At 34.4% G+C, this 20732-nt stretch carries 19 protein-coding genes and 1 pseudogene; 17 read left to right on the forward strand and 3 right to left on the reverse strand.

Annotation, left to right across the window (positions count from 1 at the left end; all coding sequences use genetic code 11):
* Positions 1 to 203: 203 nt before the first annotated feature.
* The 8 genes and pseudogenes from NQ499_RS01690 to NQ499_RS01725 all read left to right on the forward strand — a co-directional run bounded on the left by NQ499_RS01690 (position 204) and on the right by NQ499_RS01725 (position 6106).
* Entirely contained in the window at positions 204 to 827 is a 624-nt protein-coding gene (locus NQ499_RS01690; RefSeq protein WP_040390252.1) for a GyrI-like domain-containing protein, read from the forward strand.
* A gap of 25 nt (positions 828 to 852) precedes the next feature.
* The gene (locus tag NQ499_RS01695; RefSeq protein WP_006507081.1) at positions 853 to 1599 is read left to right on the forward strand and encodes an exodeoxyribonuclease III; all 747 of its coding nucleotides are present in this window, start codon (positions 853 to 855) and stop codon (positions 1597 to 1599) included.
* A 1-nt stretch (position 1600) separates the two neighbouring features.
* Positions 1601 to 2143, forward strand: a complete 543-nt coding sequence (gene yfcE / locus NQ499_RS01700; RefSeq protein WP_006507080.1) for a phosphodiesterase — start codon at positions 1601 to 1603, stop codon at positions 2141 to 2143.
* Between the two features lie 58 nt (positions 2144 to 2201).
* Positions 2202 to 2906 carry a GntR family transcriptional regulator gene (locus NQ499_RS01705; protein ID WP_006507079.1) on the forward strand — a complete coding sequence of 235 codons (705 nt, stop codon included), beginning with the start codon at positions 2202 to 2204 and terminating at the stop codon, positions 2904 to 2906.
* Between the two features lie 154 nt (positions 2907 to 3060).
* Entirely contained in the window at positions 3061 to 3210 is a 150-nt protein-coding gene (locus NQ499_RS01710; RefSeq protein ID WP_238319905.1) for a hypothetical protein, read from the forward strand.
* 119 nt (positions 3211 to 3329) lie between these two features.
* A pseudogene (locus tag NQ499_RS01715) lies at positions 3330 to 3785 on the forward strand (PTS transporter subunit EIIC); the annotation flags it as partial.
* Positions 3786 to 4079: 294 nt separating this feature from the next.
* On the forward strand, positions 4080 to 5477 hold the full coding sequence (locus tag NQ499_RS01720) for a PTS sugar transporter subunit IIC (protein WP_006507076.1): 1398 nt from the start codon (positions 4080 to 4082) through the stop codon (positions 5475 to 5477).
* 119 nt (positions 5478 to 5596) lie between these two features.
* Positions 5597 to 6106, forward strand: coding sequence for a hypothetical protein (locus NQ499_RS01725; RefSeq protein ID WP_006507075.1), 510 nt, complete (start codon positions 5597 to 5599; stop codon positions 6104 to 6106).
* 31 nt (positions 6107 to 6137) lie between these two features.
* Here NQ499_RS01725 and NQ499_RS01730 read toward each other — a convergent pair whose 3' ends face one another.
* The gene (locus tag NQ499_RS01730) at positions 6138 to 6818 is read right to left on the reverse strand and encodes a response regulator transcription factor (protein ID WP_006507074.1); all 681 of its coding nucleotides are present in this window, start codon (positions 6816 to 6818) and stop codon (positions 6138 to 6140) included.
* Between the two features lie 231 nt (positions 6819 to 7049).
* On the opposite strand from NQ499_RS01730, the gene NQ499_RS01735 reads away from it, so the two are divergent.
* The 4 genes from NQ499_RS01735 to NQ499_RS01750 all read left to right on the forward strand — a co-directional run bounded on the left by NQ499_RS01735 (position 7050) and on the right by NQ499_RS01750 (position 12155).
* A complete protein-coding gene (locus tag NQ499_RS01735) occupies positions 7050 to 9131 on the forward strand; it encodes a glutamine synthetase III family protein (RefSeq protein ID WP_006507073.1) in 2082 nt (693 codons plus the stop codon).
* 78 nt (positions 9132 to 9209) lie between these two features.
* The gene (locus tag NQ499_RS01740; RefSeq protein WP_006507072.1) at positions 9210 to 9671 is read left to right on the forward strand and encodes a GNAT family N-acetyltransferase; all 462 of its coding nucleotides are present in this window, start codon (positions 9210 to 9212) and stop codon (positions 9669 to 9671) included.
* Between the two features lie 138 nt (positions 9672 to 9809).
* Positions 9810 to 11240 (forward strand): glycoside hydrolase family 1 protein, encoded by a 1431-nt coding sequence (locus NQ499_RS01745; RefSeq protein WP_006507071.1) that lies wholly within the window; start codon positions 9810 to 9812, stop codon positions 11238 to 11240.
* A gap of 66 nt (positions 11241 to 11306) precedes the next feature.
* Positions 11307 to 12155 carry a hypothetical protein gene (locus tag NQ499_RS01750; protein ID WP_006507070.1) on the forward strand — a complete coding sequence of 283 codons (849 nt, stop codon included), beginning with the start codon at positions 11307 to 11309 and terminating at the stop codon, positions 12153 to 12155.
* A 23-nt stretch (positions 12156 to 12178) separates the two neighbouring features.
* Here NQ499_RS01750 and abc-f read toward each other — a convergent pair whose 3' ends face one another.
* On the reverse strand, positions 12179 to 14035 hold the full coding sequence (abc-f, locus tag NQ499_RS01755; protein ID WP_040390251.1) for a ribosomal protection-like ABC-F family protein: 1857 nt from the start codon (positions 14033 to 14035) through the stop codon (positions 12179 to 12181).
* Between the two features lie 129 nt (positions 14036 to 14164).
* On the opposite strand from abc-f, the gene NQ499_RS01760 reads away from it, so the two are divergent.
* The 5 genes from NQ499_RS01760 to NQ499_RS01780 are packed head-to-tail and all read left to right on the forward strand — an operon-like array spanning position 14165 to position 20219.
* Positions 14165 to 16084, forward strand: a complete 1920-nt coding sequence (locus NQ499_RS01760; protein ID WP_040390250.1) for an aconitate hydratase — start codon at positions 14165 to 14167, stop codon at positions 16082 to 16084.
* Positions 16084 to 17076 carry an isocitrate/isopropylmalate dehydrogenase family protein gene (locus NQ499_RS01765; protein ID WP_006507067.1) on the forward strand — a complete coding sequence of 331 codons (993 nt, stop codon included), beginning with the start codon at positions 16084 to 16086 and terminating at the stop codon, positions 17074 to 17076. The genes NQ499_RS01760 and NQ499_RS01765 overlap by 1 nt, the downstream gene beginning before the upstream one ends.
* A 15-nt stretch (positions 17077 to 17091) precedes the next feature.
* The gene (locus tag NQ499_RS01770) at positions 17092 to 17766 is read left to right on the forward strand and encodes a GntR family transcriptional regulator (RefSeq protein ID WP_006507066.1); all 675 of its coding nucleotides are present in this window, start codon (positions 17092 to 17094) and stop codon (positions 17764 to 17766) included.
* Positions 17767 to 17812: 46 nt separating this feature from the next.
* The gene (locus NQ499_RS01775; protein ID WP_006507065.1) at positions 17813 to 18919 is read left to right on the forward strand and encodes a metallophosphoesterase; all 1107 of its coding nucleotides are present in this window, start codon (positions 17813 to 17815) and stop codon (positions 18917 to 18919) included.
* On the forward strand, positions 18897 to 20219 hold the full coding sequence (locus tag NQ499_RS01780; RefSeq protein WP_006507064.1) for a hypothetical protein: 1323 nt from the start codon (positions 18897 to 18899) through the stop codon (positions 20217 to 20219). Before NQ499_RS01775 ends, NQ499_RS01780 begins: the two co-directional genes overlap by 23 nt.
* An 83-nt stretch (positions 20220 to 20302) precedes the next feature.
* Here the strand turns inward: NQ499_RS01780 and tnpA are convergent, their stop codons facing one another.
* Positions 20303 to 20707 carry an IS200/IS605 family transposase gene (gene tnpA, locus NQ499_RS01785; RefSeq protein WP_259848577.1) on the reverse strand — a complete coding sequence of 135 codons (405 nt, stop codon included), beginning with the start codon at positions 20705 to 20707 and terminating at the stop codon, positions 20303 to 20305.
* Between the last annotated feature and the right edge of the window lie 25 nt (positions 20708 to 20732).

Here is a 20732-nt window from a genome sequence, read left to right on the forward strand (position 1 = left end):
TCTTGATACAATATAGTACTGACAGTAAATCTAGGCTATTCTTTGTGAATAGCTTTTTTTGTTGTCAGTTACGAATCAATGCCCAAAAGTATATTAATGAAATTGACACATTATCAAGACATTCTTTAGAAATAATACTAAATTAGTAGTAATTTCATGCGAATTTTTGTATAATGTTTACGTTTAAGAAAGGAGGCGCCGTAATGAAGGAAGGTATACGTAAAGAGTATAAGAAACAATATGATGCATCAACAAAGAAGATTGATATCGTTGATGTCCCAGAATTCAATTTCATCATGATTGATGGAATCGGTAATCCTGAAGTAGAAGAGTTCCATTTAAAGTCAAAAGCTCTTCGAATCATGTCAGCTGAAATTAGAGAGTATTTTAAACAGGAAAAGAACCTTGTTTATCTTATTTCACCGCTAGAAGGATTATGGGATACCTATGACAATTCAAAGTTTGACGTTACTCGTAAGAAGATGATCAAGTTTACATTGATGATGGCACAGCCAAAGCTTCTAGATCCTAATACATTTGAAATTATTAAACAGAAAGCAGCTAACAAGAAGGATAATCCTTACATTGTAGATATATATCTTAAGAGGATGACTGAAGGACATTGCGTACAGATGCTACATAAGGGTGCTTATAATACTGAAATCAATACAACTAAGCAGATCATGGAGTTCATCACTATCCAGAATATGCGTTTAGAAGGATTCCATCATGAGATTTACTTAAATGATTATGAAAAGACACCAAGTGAAAAACTGAAAACAATTGTTCGTTATGCGATTGAAGAAAATGGAGAAGGGGCTTTTTAGTTCCTTCTTTTTTTGAGGAGAGAATATGAAATACGTATCATGGAATGTAAATGGCATTCGTGCCTGTTTAAAGAAAGGTTTTTTAGAAAGCTTCAAATCATTGGATGCTGATATTTTTGCTTTGCAGGAAACAAAGGCACAAAAGGATCAGATTGATTTAGATATTCCAGGTTATACACTTTATACCAATGATGCAATTAAGAAAGGCTATAGTGGAACTGCAATACTGACTAGAATGAAGCCTTTATCTGTATCTTATGGAATAGGGATAGAGGAATATGACCAGGAAGGAAGAGTTATTACACTAGAATTTGAAGACTATTACTTTGTGCCTTGTTATACGCCTAATTCTAAAAAAGAACTTGCTAGAATAGATTATCGTATGGAATGGGAAGATGCCTTCCTTGCCTATTTAGATGCTCTCAATAAGCCTGTCATCCTTTGTGGAGACCTCAATGTGGCCCATCATGAAATAGACTTAAAGAATCCTTCATCCAATCATCATAATGCAGGATTCTCTGATCAGGAACGTAGTAAGATGACAGAACTCTTATCACACGGCTATATTGATACATTTAGATATCTTTATCCAGATAAGAAGGATGCTTATACATGGTGGAGTTATATGTTTAAATCAAGAGAAAGAAATGCAGGATGGAGAATTGACTATTTTATTGTCTCTGAATCATTGAAAGAGAGAATAAAAGAGAGTTTAATATACAGTGACATATTGGGTAGCGATCACTGCCCAATCGGATTGGAGATGGAATAAAATGAAACTAATGATCATATCAGATATTCATGGTTCTTATAATGACCTAGAAAAAGTAATGCATTACTTTGATGAAGAACAGCCAGATCGTTTAATCATCCTAGGAGATATCTTATATCATGGACCTAGAAATGATTTACCAGAAGGCTATGCGCCTAAAAAGTGTATTCCTTTATTAAATAAATATAAAGATAAGATCCTTGCAGTAAGAGGTAACTGTGATGCTGAAGTAGACCAGATGGTCTTAGATTTCCCTATGAGAAGTGATTATGCATTATTAAATGTAGATGGACATGACTTCTATATTACCCATGGACATCTTTACAATAAAGACAATATGCCTTATTTAAAGAAGGGTGATGTTTTCCTTTATGGACATTATCATGTTCCTGTATTTGATGACCATGGCTTCTATACAGTGAATCCAAACTCTATCTCTTTACCAAAACAGGGTGTAAAAAGCTTTTTAGTTTATGAAAATGAAACATTTACACTCTATAATTTAGAACACGAAGAGATTTGGTGTAAAAATATTACAAAATAAGAATTATACAGTGCATTCTTTTTTAAAGTATGGTATTTTTATGTAAGGAGGTGGTTTTGTGGCAAAGTATAGAGATATCGCTGATACAATTAGAGAGAAGATTAAGTCGGGAGAATATACTGCTGGCCAGAAGCTTCCTTATGAATATTTATTATGTGTCAATTATCATTGTAATAAAGAAACAATGAAGAAGGCTTTAGAGATTCTTGTAAAAGAAGGCCTTATTATCCGTCGCCGTGGGGCAGGAACATTTGTGAAGGAACTTAATGTTTCTGAACTCAATGAAACAGTGCGTAGACGTAGTCTTTCTATGCGTTTTGAAGGACATGATGTGACTTCAGATATCAAAGTATTTGAAGTTGTACCAAGTAATGAAGAAATTGCGAAGAAATTACAGATTGATGAAGGAGACTTCGTTTATCATATTATTAGAAATAGATCAGTGGATGGAAAACCTTATTGTGTAGAGATTACTTATATTCCGCTTTATCGTTTAGTTAATCTGAAAGCAGATGTATTAAAAGATTCATTATATAAATTTGTAATCAATCAGCTTCATCTAACTGTTCAGAGCTGTCATTTAAAGATCACATCTGCTCTGTCTACAATACTCGAACAGTCATTCTTAGGACTTGCAGAAGGGGAACCTTATATCCAGGAAGAACAGACAACCTATCTCTCAAACGGCTCTGTTTTCGAACTGACATTCAATAGACGTCACTATGCAAACTATGAATTCCAGACAGTAATTGTAGATCAATAATCAAGAGAACTACATCATGTAGTTCTCTTTTAAAATTACTTTTTATTTACTAGTATATATAAATATATTTTAATTTTATTCGATGAAATCGTTGGCAGTGCATATTTTAAACAGTATACACAATGTGCCTATAAAATTAAGGGAGGAAAATTTAATGGACGCTTTTGTTGATAAGCTAGGACGTATTGGTGCTTGGTGTGGTCAGAACAAGTATCTCAATGCTATTAAGAACGGGTTCCAGAACTTCATGCCAGCTACTATCTCAGGTGCCGTAGGTGTACTTCGGACAAATGTTTTAGTCTAGGTCAGTTCATTAAGGTAACTGGTGAAGCCGCTAAACATAAAATTACAGCTGATAGCTTCAGCTACAGTGGTATTATGTCAAGTTACACTGCTGCTTACACTGCTCATAACGAAATTCCATATGTTATGAACTTAACAATGTTACAGATGTTCGCTGAATTCGGTGGTTCTGGGGTTACAATAGGTTTAGTAATCGCAATTCTTATCTTCTCTAAACGTGAAGATAACAGAACTATCGCTGGTATCTCTGTCGTTCCAGCCTTATTCAACATCAACGAAACTATGACATTTGGTATGCCTCTAGTATTGAACCCAATTCTAGATATTCCATTTATCTTAGCTCCAGTAGTTACACTTGTTGTAGGTTATCTATTAGTTACTAGTGGATTCTGTCCTAAGATCGTACTTGAAGTACCTTGGACAATGCCACCAGTATTCTTAGGATTCTTATGTACAGGTGGTAAACTAATGGGTGCTGTATCACAGTTAATCGTTATCGCATTATCTGTTGTAATCTATACACCATTCTTGATTGCTTACGAAAAGTATCAGGCTAAGCAGGCAGCTGCTGAATAAGAATATGTGTATGAAGACAGTCTTAAATTGACTGTCTTTTTCTTTTGTAACAAATTCACAAAATAAATATAAAGTGATTGAATCAAATATATTTTATTTTCAAAAAATAAAAATTTTCAAAAATGAAAGCGCTATTAGAAAAACATACTCATAATCAATATAATTTCAATTTGTTACAGTTCAAAATGGGGATATTATAATTAAAAGTACCATACATTTTAAAATGTAACCGTTGACATTTTTGCAAAGAGCGATTATACTGTATTTGTCGAAAAGATTTAGGGAGGAAAATTTATGGACGCTTTTGCTGATAAGCTAGGACGTGTCGGCGCTTGGTGTGGTCAGAACAAGTATCTTAATGCTATTAAGAACGGGTTCCAGAACTTCATGCCAGCTACTATCTCAGGTGCCGTTGGTGTACTTTGGACAAACGTTTTAGTTAACTCATCAACTGGTTTAGGTGCAATCTGGAAACCAATCATGGCTTTAGAAGTACTTAACCCAATCTTTGCTGCTATGCAGTATGCTACAATCTCATGTATCACAATCGGTGTAACTATGTTAGTTGCTTCTGAAATCGCTGAAGCAAATGGTGAAACTGGTGCTTACCCAGCTGTTTTAGGATTCATCTTATGGATGATGGTAACTCCTACTTCATTTGCTGCTAAGGACTTAGGTGCTTCTTACATCGATGCTAAAGGTATTTCTCATGGCTTTAGTTTAGGTCAGTTCATTAATGTAACTGGTGAAGCTGCTAAACATAAAATTACAGCTGATAGCTTCAGCTACAGTGGTATTATGTCAAGCTACACTGGTGCAACTGGTTTATTCACAGGTCTTATCGTTGCAATCGTTGGTATGGAACTTTACAATATGTTCCGTAAGAATGATGCATTAAAGATCAAGATGCCTGAACAGGTTCCACCTGGAGTTGCTCGTGCATTCGAAGTATTAATCCCAACTTGCTTAACTGCTATCGTTGTTGGTGCTGTTGGATTAGTATGTCAGTTAGCTACTGGTGCTGAATTAAATGCGTTGATCTATAACGTAATTCAGAAACCATTACAGAACATCATTGGTAACAACCTTGTTGCAGTATGTATCATGTATGTAATCATCATGTTATTCTGGTGCGTAGGTATCCATGGTAACAACATGGTTGCTGCTGTTAAGGAACCAATCTTCAGACCATTATTATACGCTAACACTGCTGCTTATACTGCTCATCATGAAATCCCATATGTTATGAACTTAACTATGATTCAGATGTTCGCAGAATTCGGTGGTTCTGGTGTTACAATCGGTTTAGTAATCGCAATTCTTATCTTCTCTAAACGTGAAGATAACAGAACAATCGCTGGTATCTCAATCGTTCCAGGTTTATTCAACATCAACGAAACTATGACATTTGGTATCCCTCTAGTATTGAACCCAATCCTAGACATTCCATTTATCTTAGCTCCAGTTGTAACTGTTATTATTGGTTACATCTTAGTTTCTAGTGGATTCTGTCCTAAGATCGTACTTGAAGTACCTTGGACTATGCCACCAGTATTATTCGGTTTCGTTGCTACAGGTGGTAAACCAATGGGTGCTGTAGCACAGTTAATCGTTCTTGCAGTTTCAGTACTTGTTTACATTCCATTCTTAATTGCCTACGAAAAATTCCAGGCTAAACAGGCTGCTGAATAATTTATTAAAATTTATTATAATAATTTCGACATCGAGAAGAGAGCATTGCCTCTCTTCTTTTTTTATTGTAATAATGGGCTAAATATTGTATAATAGAAAGGAAAGTGAGGCCTTTTTTTATGAAAGAATTCAAGGTAAAACCAAATCTAGCTGTTGGTATTTGGCTAGGCGCTTTAACTCTTGTTTGGGTTTATGATATCGTCATGTTTGTATTAAAATCATTGGATCAGCAGTCATTTATTATTGTTTCAATTTTCTTGGCTGCAATGTATCTTTATTTCTTAGGATGTCGTCCTTATGAATATATCGTCGATGGCAAAACTTTAATCTTCAAAAGAAGATTATTACCTCAAAAAGAAGTAGACTTAATGACATGCGAAGTCATTTGTGATCCAGTATCAAGAATGGCTGACTTAGTCACTAGACCTCATGCTATTGAACTTTATACAGATTTAAAGAAGAGATATAGTACATTCCCAAAAGATAGATATGAATTTGTAGATGCAATTTGCGAATCTAATAAACGTATCCACTGTACAGTAGCGGATTATACTGACCAGCATCGTAAGATTGAAAAGAAAGAAAGACGCGAAAACAGAAGACGTAGAAAAATCAATAAGAGAAGCTAAAAGAAAAAAGAATGCGATATGCATTCTTTTTTTATATGGCCATCTTATAAGAGTTTGCGCCAAAGCGTCTGATATACTCTTCATGAGAGCCTGTTCTATTTAATTTTATTATAAGTGAACTTACTAGGTTCATGACTGATTGATCATCTGCATAAACACTATCACCCCAAATACCTTCAAAAATCTTGGTTGAAGTATAAGGTTGATAAGGATGAGACATCAACATTTTTAATAGTTTAAATTCATTTTTAGTTAGAGTGACTGAATGATCATTTAATGAAACGGTCTTGGCAGTATCATCTAATATAATATCTTTAAAACGGTAGATCTTTCTAGGTCTTAAAACACCCATCTTATAGACGTCTTGAATTTTTCTTAATAAAGAAGTTAATGAGAAGGGTACTACAATGTAATCATCAGCACCGGCATCTAATAAATCTTCTAAGTAAGCTTCATTTAACATATCACTTATAACTATAGTAATAGCTTGTGAGTTACGTCTATTTTTTACTAGGAACTTATTCGTATTAATACCGGGGAATACATCTTCTAGAATAATGCAATCATAATTGTTGTTTGTATAAAGAGAATTAAATTCATCCAATGTCTTTGCTTGATAACAATTGAAATGATCCTGGTCGAGATAATTCTTAATGCGATTATTACGTTCGCTATTATGATCTATGATCAATGTTTTCTGTTTTCCAAACATATTTTTCACCTCGCTACAATTATAATCTTTTCAGTGTTAAATAACAAGTTGGCTAATATTTTTTAAAAAGTGAAAAAAAGTGAATTAGAGTAGTTAAAAGCCTACATTTTGTGATACTATGTGGTTGCAATAAGGAGCGAATGATAAAAATTATTGCACAATGATAAAAAAATATTGACGCGAATATTTTTTATTGCTACAATCATACCCATAAAAAGGAGATGTAATCGTATGGAAATGAACAAACTTTTAGATGAATACGGTCGTTATACATTTAACGACGAAACTATGAAGGAACGCATTCCTAAATCTACTTATAAAGCTTTCCATGAAGCTCTAGATAAGGGAGAACCTCTTTCAAAAGAAGTTGCAACAGTAATTGCAAATGCAATGAAGATCTGGGCTGTTGAAAATGGTGCTACACATTTCACTCACTGGTTTATGCCAATGACTGGTTTAACTGCAGAAAAGCATGATGCTTTCTTAGAACCAGATGGAAATGGTGGAGCTGTTCTTGAATTTAGTGGTAAGACATTAAGAAAAGGTGAACCTGATGCCTCTTCTTTCCCATCTGGTGGTATTCGTGCTACTTTTGAAGCGCGTGGTTATACTGCATGGGATTGTACTTCTCCAGCCTTTGTAAAAGACGGTAGCTTATATATTCCTACATTATTCTGTTCTTATACTGGTGAAGCACTTGATAAAAAGACTCCATTATTACGTGCTTGTGATGCTTTAAGTGCATCAGCTTCTAACTTATTAACTAAGATTGGTTTAGAAGGTGTTGATAAAGTGACTGCTTCAGTTGGTGCTGAACAGGAATATTTCTTAGTATTAGATGAATACTGGCAGAAGAGAGTTGACTTAAAGTTAACTGGTCGTACTCTTTATGGTGCTCCTGCTCCTAAGGGTCAGGAACTAGAAGATCACTACTTTGGTTCTATTAAACGTAAAGTAGGTGCCTTCATGAAGGATCTTGATAACGAATTATGGAAATATGGTATTCCTTCAAAGACTAAGCATAACGAAGTGGCTCCTGCACAGCATGAAGTAGCATGTGTATATACAGTAGCTAACGTAACAGCTGATAACAACGCATTAGTTATGCAGTTATCTCAGGATATTGCGAAGAAACATGGTTTAAGATGTTTATTACATGAAAAACCATTTGAAGGTGTTAACGGCTCTGGTAAGCATAACAACTGGTCATTAATGACTAATACAGGTATTAACTTATTTAATCCTGGACCTGATCCAATCAACAATAAGCCTTTCTTAGCGACTCTTGCATGTGCTCTCAAGGGTGTTGATGAATATGCTGAATTATTAAGATTATCTGCTGCATGTGCTGGTAATGACCACAGACTAGGTGCTAACGAAGCTCCACCTGCAATTGTTTCAGCATTCGTTGGTGATGACTTAAATAAAGTTATTAAAGCAATCGTTGATGGTGAAGAATTAAATAAGACTACTGGTGAAAGATTCACTACTGGTGTATCAGTTATCCCTGATTTCTCTAAAGACTCAACAGACAGAAACAGAACATCTCCTTTTGCCTTCACAGGTAATAAATTTGAATTCCGTATGGTTGGTTCATCTCAGTCAGTTGCAGCAGTTAACACTATGTTAAATGCTATCATGGCTGAAGAATATGATCAGATGGCTGCTAAATTAGATGCAGGTGAATCATTAGATGATATCATTAGAGAATTCTTCAAAGATCACGAAAGAATCATTTTCAATGGTGATGGTTATTCAGATGAATGGAAAGAAGAAGCTGCAAGACGTGGATTACCTAACCACGCAAACTCTGTAGATGCTTGCGCTTGCTTAAAGAAACCTGAAATCCGTGAAATGTTTGTAAAACATGGTGTATTCACTGAAGCTGAAATTGATTCACGTTATGACATCCAGTTAGATAACTATGCTAAGACAATCCGTGTTGAAGCTTTAACTGCTTTATCAATGGCTAAGACTGAATTATATCCAGCATATGTAAAAGCATGTGGTACTTTAGCGAATGATGCTAAAGAAGTAGCTAAGGCTGGTGTAGACAATACATTCATGGTTGAAGACTTAAAAGTATTAACTTCTTTACTTTCAACTATGCGTGAACAGATGATTACATTAGAAGATGCTATTAATAAAGCGGATGCAACTGATACTTCTACATTAGATAATGCAACTGCATGGAGGGATTTAGTTATCCCTGCTATGGATGCATTACGTGCAACTGCTGATAGCTTAGAAACTAAAGTAAGTGCCCAGCAGTATCCAATTCCAAACTACATCGATTTATTATTCGGTATTTAATAGAAACGGTCTATAATGACCGTTTTTTTTATGGGCAAATAATGGTATAATGTGATGTATGAAATAGAGGTGATATAAATGGAATTTAGAGAATACAAGGACACAGATCTTCATGCAGTTATGGATTTATTTTATGTCACTGTCCATGAAGTCAATAAGAATGATTATACAGAAGACCAATTAGAAGCCATTGCACCAAAAGAAGCCAATGAATATCATTGGGAAAAATCTTTAGAAAAGAATCATACTATCGTAGTAGAACAAGATGGGAAATTGATTGCATTTGGTAATATTGGTAAAACGGGTTATTTAGATCGTTTATATGTTCATCCTGATTATTTAAGAAAAGGGATTGCATCAAAACTTGTAGAAGATTTAGAAACCTATGCAAAAAAACATGATTGTCGTGTCATTAATGTGACTTCATCTATTACATCTAAACCATTCTTTGAATCTAAAGGCTATAAAGTTATTGAAGAACAAATTAATGAAAGACGTGGAGAAAGACTTTTAAGATACTTAATGGAAAAGAAAATCTAAAATACTTTTTAAAAAAGGTGCAAGATAAGCGAGAAAATGTAAAAACATTTTCTCTTTTTTTCTATTCTTGAAAAGAATCCTATTTTTTGAAATCTTCCGTTATAATGGTGTCATAAAAAAAGAAAAGGAGACTCATAAATGTTAGACAACAAATTAAAAGCTTTTCCAAAGGATTTCTTATGGGGTGCATCTACTTCAGCTTATCAGGTAGAAGGTGCAAACTTATCAGATGGTAAAGGTCCATCTTGTCAGGATGTTAAAGAATTACCAGCAGGAACTTCATCTTTAGATGTATGTGCAGATCACTATCATCGTTATAAAGAAGATATCAAGTTAATGGCTGAAATGGGATTCAAGACATACCGTTTCTCAATCGCTTGGACTAGACTAATTCCTAATGGAACTGGTGAAATCAACCAGGCAGGTATCGATCATTACAATGATGTGATTAATACATGTTTAGAATATAATATCGAACCATTAGTGACTATGTTCCACTTTGATATGCCTGATGCATTGGACAAGAGAGGTTCTTGGTCTAACCCTGAATCAGTAGACTGGTTCGTTAACTTTGCTAAAGTTATGTTTGAAAACTTCGGTGATAGAGTTAAATATTGGTTAACTATCAACGAACAGAACATGCTTACTTTAGTTGGTCCAATTATTGGTACATTAAGAATTCCTGAAGGTACTACAAATGTATTAAAAGAAGTATATCAGCAGAATCATCATATGTTAGTTGCTCAGGCTAAAGCTATGGTTTTATGTCATGAAATGCTTCCAAATGCAAAGATTGGTCCAGCTCCAAACATTTCTTATGTATATCCAGCAACTTGTAAGCCAGAAGATAATTTAGCGGCTCAGGAATTCAACGCAATCAGAAACTGGTTATATTTAGATATGGCTGTTTATGGAAAATACAATAACTTAGTATGGACTTACTTAGAAGAAAATGATGCAACACCAACATTTGCTGAAGGTGATGAAGAAGCAATGAAGAATGCACATCCAGACTTCATTGGTTTCAACTACTATTCAACTGCAACTGTACAGAAAGCAGCAGCGGATGATGAATTAGATCCAGGTGCAGACCAGCAGTCATCTCGTGGTGAAGCAGGTTACTATAAGGGATATGCAAATCCAAATCTTAAGAAGACTGAATTCGGTTGGGAAATTGACCCTGATGGTTTCTTAGCAACTATGAGAGAAATGTATTCACGTTATCATTTACCAATGATCGTTACTGAAAATGGTTTAGGTGCTTACGATACATTAGAAGATGGTCGTGTTCATGATAACTACAGAATTGCATACTTAAGAGCACATATCGAACAGTTGCATAAGGCTGTTACTGAAAACATCGAAATGATGGGTTACTGCCCTTGGTCAGCAATCGACTTAGTATCAACTCATGAAGGTATCAGAAAGAGATATGGTTTCATCTATGTAGATACTACAGATGAAGAAGTAGGAACTCTTGATCGTTATAAGAAAGATTCATTCTACTGGTATAAGAAAGTCATCGCTACGAATGGCGAAGACTTATCAGACGACTTCGACGTTGAATAATAAATGAACATCCGGTCTTTTCCGGATGTTTTTTTTAGTGTATGATAGGTTGGAAAGGAGATTAATATGAACGCTATTATTTTATCGCTAATAAGCTGGTTTGTATTCCTAATTAATCCTCCTATAGGTTTAGGAAGTCTTGTTATATTAATAGAAACAGGCCTTTATGGCTTGATGGAATATCGTATTAAAAAATCTGATGATTCAGAAAAAGATACGCTTTATAATGCTTACTTTATTCTTTCAGTGATGGTAGTTGTTGTGACTTCAGTCATCATGCTTTTCCTTTATCAATTAGATGGGGACAGTACTGTCACTCTTATTAATAAAAGAGGGGAATTAATGAATACAGTACTCTATATGATTGGTTTGATGGTTAATGTTTTATCTATTAAGACTGTTCATGATGAAAGAAATAAATGGTTACATCGTTATGGTGGAAGAGAACTGTATGATTACTTTGATCCTGAGGGAATGACATTCACTATGCCACGTTCCTTTTATATATGTATGGGTGCTTCTATTGTGAGTGGTTTATTGTGTCCTTACTTAGGGACTATTGGTTTCTGGACACTACTCTATATTCCAATCATTATGTTCTCACGTATGAATCTCAAGATATATAAGAATATGTATATTAAGTTATCTCATAATAGAGGAACAGAGAATGAATATGAAAGACTTAAGCATGTTGTACCAGGAGGAATCTACACACACTATTGTTTATGGTTTACTTATATGATTGCCTTTATGGTGATAGGTATTAAATTCTTATGTTATTCACAGAAGATATTTGTATTATCTTTCTTGCCGACATTAAAAGATATTTATGCATTCTATCCATTTATTGTGTCAATCATTGGTGATTTTATCTGTGCATTTATACTTATCTACAACTTAAAACAAAGAAATTAGGACTAGGGTTGCCCCTAGTCCTTTTAAGCGTTCATCTCTTCTGAAAGTTCTTCCCATTCCGTCATGAGTTCTTCTAATTGATTGTTTAAGTCTTCTAGTTCAGCAGTGATTTCATTATACTTCTGATAATCATTCATCACTTCATCACTATGGAGTTCTTCTTCCTTCGCACTGATCTTCTCTTCAAAGTCAGAAATATCATTTTCTATCTTCTTTAATCTATTCTTCTTTTTCTTATCAATAGTATTTTGAACCTTTACCGCTGTTTCTTTCACAACTTCTTCTACTTTACGATGTTCAAGATAATAAGCATAGTTACCACCAAATATTTCATCGCCATGAGGATTCATTTCCACAATCTTAGTAGCGAGCTTATTAATAAAATAGCGGTCATGAGAAATGAAAAGAATAGTACCAGGGAAATCTAATAATGCATCTTCTAGTACTTCCTTAGACTGAATATCTAAGTGGTTTGTTGGTTCATCGAGAATCAAGAAGTTAGCTTTATTAAGTAATAACTTGATTAAGACAATACGTCCTTTTTCACCACCGGATAAAACATCAATTGTTTTAAATACATCTTCACCTTTGAATAAGAATGCAGCACAGATATTTCTGATTTCTGTATTATTCATATCAGGATAAGCATCATGTATTTCATCAAAGATTGTCTTTTCAGGAGATAAAGAAGTCTGTTCCTGATCATAATAACCAATCATCACCTTAGAACCTAAACGAATACGTCCATGTACAGGTAAATAGTCTTTAAGAATCAAATGGAACATTGTTGTTTTACCTACACCATTAGGACCAAGTAAAGCAACTCTTTCACCTTTCTTCACTTCAAAAGACACAGAATCGAACAATGGCTTATCAAAAGCCATAGCGACATCATCTACTTTTAAAACATCATAACCACTCTCTACTTCAGGCTCAAATGCAAAACGGATACTAGAAGGAAGACTTTCAGGTCTTTCTACTTTCTCCATACGTTCAAGTGCTTTCTCTTTAGATTCAGCACGTTTTATCTGTTTTTCACGGTTATAAGATTTTAAACGATCAATAGACTCCTGCATACGTTTAATATCTTTCTGGTTATTTAAATAATGTTTTAATTCTACATCACGATCATGCTTCTTGACTTCAGCATATTTAGAGTAGTTACATTTATAAATCTTACTCTTACCATTCTCTATTTCCATAATAGAAGTAGACACCTGATCAATAAAATAACGGTCATGAGATACCACAATTACAGCTTTATTATATTGTTTTAAATAGTTTTCCAACCATTCAATAGAATTTACATCAAGATGGTTAGTCGGTTCATCAAGTAATAATAAATCAGGAGAACGTAATAACAACTGACCTAACGCAATTCTTGTCTTCTGTCCACCAGATAAAATACCAATTGGTTTATACCACATATCCTCATCAAAACCTAAACCATTCAAAACACCTTTGACTTGTGACTCCATGGCATAACCGCCTTCATCCTGGAATTTAGATAATAAAGAATCATATTGATTCATAATTGTATCTAAATCATTTGTCACAGCCATTTCCTGTTCCAATTCACGAATACGTTTCTCTATTTTCTTTAAATCTTCAAAAGGTTCTTCCAATGTTTCATAAATACTCTTATTAAGATCAAACTTATGTTCCTGATTCAATGTACCAATACGAATATTCTTCGCAATAGTCATCATACCGTCATCATAAGCCTCTTCATTTAAAAGAATTCTAAGCAATGTACTCTTACCAGCACCATTAACACCTATGATGGCAAGCTTATCATGCTCTTCTATATGGAAAGTTATATTTTTTAGGACTTCTTTTCCTGAATAAGATTTAGTAAGTCCTGAACAAGATAATATCATTTTTTCATCACCCAATGTATTGTACCAATTTAACGAAATAAATACAAATTATCTTTGTTTTTTATATTGCACATAGAATAGTATATGTGTATAATTGTATACAATGATAAACAAGGGGGAGAAGATTATATGAATCTAGCGTATAAAATCTTGAATGCACATCTTAAAGAAGGAGAATTAGTTCCAGGAACATCTATTTGTATCGGAATTGACCAGACTTTAACACAGGATTCTACAGGTACAATGGCTTATCTTCAGTTAGAAGCAATGAATGTAGGTCATGTTGCAGTAGAAAAAGCCGTGGCTTATATTGACCATAACATGCTTCAGACTGGTTTTGAAAACATGGATGACCATGAATTTATTAAATCAGTTGCAAGAAAACATGGTATCACATTCTCTAAACCAGGTAATGGTGTCTGTCATCAGTTACAGCTTGAAAATTTTTCACATCCAGGTAAGACGCTTATTGGTTCAGATTCTCATACACCAACATGTGGTGCAATGGGTATGATTGCGATTGGTGCAGGAGGACTTGATGTAGCTGTTGCCATGGCAACAGGTAAGTACTATGTTCAGTGTCCATCAGTTTTACAGGTTAAACTAACAGGACGTAAAGCACCTTGGGTATCTGCAAAAGATGTTATCTTAAAAATTCTACAGGAATTATCTGTAAAAGGTGGGGTTAATAAGATTGTTGAATATACAGGTGAAGGTTTAAGTGATCTTTCATTAACTGACCGTGCGACTATTTGTAACATGGGTGCAGAACTAGGTGCGACTACTTCAGTATTCCCAACAGATGAAAATACTTTAGCTTACTTAAAACAGCAGGGTAGAGAAGATGAATATGTTGAAATGAAAGCGGATGATGATGCAACATATGATGAAACTATTGAAATCGATATGTCTACATTAGTTCCTATGGTTGCTCAGCCTCATTCACCAGATAATGTAGTAGATGTAAAAGAATTAGAAGGTATGAAGATCAATCAGGTAGTCATTGGTTCTTGTACAAACTCATCTTTACCAGATATGATGCGTGCAGCAAAGATCTTAAAAGGTCGTAAAGTGGCTGAAGATGTTTCTTTAGTTATCGCGCCAGGTTCATCTTCTATTCTTTCTATGCTTGCACAAAATGGTGCTCTTGCAGATATGATTCATGCAGGTGCAAGAATTCTTGAATGTGGATGTGGTCCTTGTATCGGTATGGGACAGGCTCCATTATCAAAAGGTGTATCTTTAAGAACAATCAACCGTAACTTTAAAGGACGTTCTGGTACAAATGATGCAAGTGTATATCTTGTATCTCCAGAAGTTGCTGCATTGTCTGCAGTCAAAGGTTATTTATCACAGGAATTTGAAGATGATATGGTATTAGAAGAAGTACCAGATACACCATTTGTGAAGAATCCTAACTTCTTTATTAGTGAATATATCCCTGATAATGAAATCTATATGGGACCTAATATCAAACCAGTTCCTAGAGGAGATAAGTTAACAGATACAGTAAGCGGTAAAGTTGTATTAAAAGTAGGAGACAATATTTCTACAGACCATATCGTACCTTCTGATTCTAAATTACTTCCATTCCGTTCTAATGTCCCTCATTTAGCTAAGTTCTCATTCTCTAAGGTAGATCCTGAATTCTATAATAGAGCCGTTAAAAACAATGGTGGTTTCATTGTAGGTGGAGATAACTATGGACAGGGTTCATCAAGAGAACATGCTGCATTAGTACCTAACTACTTAAAGATCAAAGCTATCTTTGCCATTTCATTTGCGAGAATTCATCGTTCTAACTTAATCAACAATGGTATTCTTCCACTTGTTATTGATGCGAAAGATTACGATTTCTTCAATGATCAGGATGATTACGAATTAAGTGATTTATTAACATCTGTAGAAGAAGGTAAAGACATTGTAGTGACTAATAAGAATACAACTGAAACTATTACAGCACATCTATCATTATCAGCACGTGAAAAAGTCATGATTCAGTATGGTGGATTATTAAATGCAATTAAAGAACTAGGAGGAGATTTCTAATGAAAGCAGTACTTATTCCAGGTGATGGTATTGGACCAGAGATTTCAGCAAGTGTTGAATCTATCACAAAAGCAATGAACCTAGATATTGAATGGGTTAAATATAGAGCAGGTGCAGAATATGCGAAAGAAACAGGTGAAGTATGGGAATCCGGTCTTGTAGATGCAATTGAAGAATATAAATGGGCATTAAAAGGTCCTACAGCAACTCCAATTGGAACAGGTTTTAGAAGTGTGAATGTCGCATTAAGACAGAAATTTTCTACTTATGCCAATGTACGTCCTTTACGTAACTTCAAGGGTATTGATTCTAAATATGAAAATATTGACTTAGTCATCATTAGAGAAAATACGGAAGATTTATATAAAGGTATTGAATATATGCTCACTGATGATATTGCGAATGGTGTTAAGTTAATCACTAGAGAAGCTTCTACACGTATTTGTCGTTATGCATTTGAATATGCACGTACAAATAACAGAAAAAAAGTGACAGCCATCCATAAAGCCAATATAATGAAATATACAGATGGTCTTTTCCTTGATTGTTATAGAGAAGTGGCAAAAGACTATCCAGAAATAGAAACACAGGAAGTTATTATTGATAATATGTGTATGCAGCTTGTACAGCGTCCAGAAACATTTGATGTCCTTGTTGCACCAAACTTATATGGGGATATTGTTTCTGACTTATGTGCAGGTCTTGTAGGTGGTCTTGGTATTGCACCATCAGGTAATATTGGTGACGACTACCGTATTTATGAAGCTGTTCATGGCAGTGCACCTGATATTGCAGGTAAAGGTATTGCGAACCCAAGTTCTTTAATTCTTGCATTCGCAATGATGCTTGAAGCATTAAATAAACAGAAAGAAGCACAATCTTTAAGAGAAGCCTTAGCAGCAGTCGTAGAAGAAGGTAAGTTTACAACACCTGATATTGGTGGACAGGCAACTACAAAAGAGTTTACAGACGCAATTATCGATAAATTATAAGAGGAGGGACAAAGAATGCCATCTCATAGCATTTTTGAATCAACTTCCCATGGATCATTGGGCTCTAAAATATTTATCTTATTACGTGATCGTATTCTTAATGAAAGTTATAAATGCGGTGATAAATTAAATGAATTAACACTTGCGAAAGAGTTGAAGATTTCTCGTACACCTATTAGAGAAGCATTAAAACAGCTAGAATTAGAAGGTTTAGTAGAAAGTATTCCTAATAAAGGTGTTTATGTCAAAGGTTTTTCACCTCGTGATATTGATGATATGTTTGAAATACGTCTTTCTCTAGAAGGATTAGCTGTTTCATTCGCAATTGATCGTATGGATGAAGTGCATCTTGCTAAAATTAAAGAAGTATTTGAATTGCTAGAATTCTATACTACAAAGAGTGACTTTGATAAAGTGAATGATTTTAATATTCTATTCCATGAATCTATTTATCAGGCAACACAGTCTACCTATTTTGAACAGATTCTTAAGGATATTCATTACTATGTCTCTGTGACATCAAGACATTCTATTGCGCGTCCTGAACGTTTAGAATCATCACTTGCAGAACATCGTGCTATTCTAGAAGCCATCATTGATGGAGACAAAGATGAAGCAACAGAACGTATTCAAAGACATATTCGTAAAACACAGATGCTTGTAAGAAAATATTATGCAACAAGAAAGTAGGGTCAACCTACTTTTTTTGTTGTAGAATGATATCAGGAGGGTATTTATGCTTACACCAAAACATTTGATTAAAAAAGAAAAGAATGACTATCGCTTGATTGCGATATCAGATATACATGGTCATTTAGACCGCTTTAAAGAATTACTAAGAAAAGTGAATTATGATCCTGTAGAGGATTATTTGGTGATTATTGGTGACTTTGTAGAAAAAGGAGACCAGGTATTAGAAACAATACACTTTATTATGAATCTTTCACGTTTTCCCAAGTGTTATGTTTTGATGGGTAATTGTGAATGGGCGATGAATGCATTACTTACTATTCCAGAAATTGCAGGAGAAATTCCTAAGTATTTAAAGAGAAATAGTAAGAACGGTATTATTAGAGATATTTATAATCATGAACATTTTAGTGATGGACATGAAACACCTTTAGGTATGCAGAAGATCATGGCTGGAAAGCTTAAACAAGAATTAAAGTTCATGTCTCATTTACCCACTACATTATTATTTAATGACTATTTATTTGTCCATGCAGGTGTAGAACCAAGAGATAATTATAAGGAGTGTGGTTTATCATCTTACCTCGAACTCCAACATTTTTATGAATTAGGACATTCATTAAAGTATACAGTTGTTGTAGGACATCTTCCTACATCCAATTATTTCCCTCGTTCTATTCATAATGACATTATTATAGATGAAGAAAAGAAGATCATCTGTATTGATGGAGGAACAGGTGTGAAACCTATCTCACAATTAAATGCGCTTATTATTCATAGTTATAAGGGGGAAGTGACATATCAAACAGAATGTGTACAGCCATTTCCTGTAGGCGTATTAAATAAAGATCTTTATGGTAATGGTGAAGTAGACCATAAGATAGCTTTTCCTGATTATGAAGTGAAGATCATGAAGAAAGGAAAAGAGTTTAGTCAATGTTATAGAGTGAGTGATCATGTAATGATCTCTATTAAGAATGAATTCTTATATGAAAGAAATCATCATCTCTATTGTTTAGATGATTATACAGATCATTGGTTTATAGGTGAAAAAGGAACAGAAGTCAAGATTGCAGGTGTCTATGGACATTATGTTTATGTCATCTGTGGTGCACAGGTAGGTTGGGTCAATGAAGAAGACATCGATTATTAAGATAGTATGTGTGATAGCTGTGTTATTAAGCATCATCACTTATCAGACGTTCTTTTCTTATAAGAAACTTGATCCTCATATTGTATTAGTCAAAGAGAGTACGTCATTTTTACATCAAACACTTACAATGGGACAGCCTTTGGTTGTAGAAGGACAAAGAGGCTCTCAATATTATGGCTATTTATATGTGAATGGAAAGAAGAAGGAAGGCTATATTTCAAGTAAAAAGGTACAACCTTATACATTTGATGAATCTTTTGAAAAAGAACTCACATCATTCCCTGATAGTTATAAACAACCGTTACGCTTCTTACATGCACTTTATCCAGAGTGGCGCTATGTGCCTCTTAATACTTCTTTAGACTTTAATGACACGGCTTCTATTTTCCAAAGTAAGTCATTGATAGATACAAATGCTTCTTCAATGATCGCTTCTCCTGATATTATAGAAGGACAGACATGGTGTCGTGTTTCTTTTAATGCAGCCCGTTATTTTTTGGATTCACGCAATGGTTTGGATGCTTATCATGCGCTGATGTTTGAGAAGCTCACTTATAATCCTTCTGAAACATTACAGGAAGGAAAAAGAATGCTGGCAGGAACTGAAATGTCAGGTATAGAACCGCAGTCTAAAAAAGACTGGGCCGAACTCTATCGTTACAGTGCAGAAGTAAATAATATATCTATGTCATTACTCATTACCCGTGCGATTCAGGAACAGTCTGGTGGAGGGCTTGGACTTCGTGGAGGACATGCAAGAAATAATCCGCAAGGACCTCTTTTCTATAATATATATAATATCGGAGCAAATAGTAGTGATCAGGATGGAATAGACTTTGCGGCATCAAGAAACTGGGATACAAGAGAAAAAGCCATCCTTTATGGCTCTAAGTATCTATCAGATAACTATATTACGAAAGGACAGGATTCACTTTATCTGCAGAAATTTGATGTCCACAACAATAATCCTGGTCATCATTATTATATGTCCAACATCCGAGCACCTTATAGTGAAGCAAAGAATATGTTAAGAGGGTACAAGTCTAATAATATGGATCATGTGAAACGTATACTAGAAATACCACTTTATACTCATATGCCTGTCTATAATGCTTATCCTATTTCTACTGATATCAAATATGCAGGAACTATTATGAAGAATCCTCATTGTGAATATCAAATAGCGGATACATATAAGAACTTGACTGAAAATGTAGATTATATCTCTATCAATCACAAAACCTATACACATATTGTAGGTTTAAATAACTACTATGGTTCATGTGATATTCCAAAATAATATTTTCATAAATAAATCCTTTCGTTTGTCATAGGCGGAAACCCACTGCCAATAGGTGGGAGGAGCCTCGTAAATCGTATCTATTATCCCTGACTTTCAACATATTTTTGTATAGTTGCTGATGACACTTCTCCAATGCTACAAGCAAAATAACCATCTGACCAAAATGTTTTTTCCTTCCAATACTGTTTTGATAAGATCGAACTATACTTATGCCATAAGTGGTATGTTGTTGCCTGCTTTACAATTTTGACAATATCGCAAACTCTATCTGTTGTGTCGTAACTTAATAAGAAATGTATATGGTCTTTGTCAGTTTCTATCGCAATAATTTTGTAGCCACGCGTATTAGCTATATCGAGAATCTCTTGTTTCACATCATCAGTAATAGAGCCTTTTAGTAGTTGCTTACGGTATTTGGTTACTAGAACTATATGTACTTTCAGACTGTATTTTCGTCTGTTATGACGATTGTATCTACTATCCACAGTTCACCTCAAAATATAGATATTT

The sequence above is a fragment of the Catenibacterium mitsuokai genome, from assembly GCF_025148785.1.
GTDB classification, from domain to species: domain Bacteria; phylum Bacillota_I; class Bacilli_A; order Erysipelotrichales; family Coprobacillaceae; genus Catenibacterium; species Catenibacterium mitsuoka.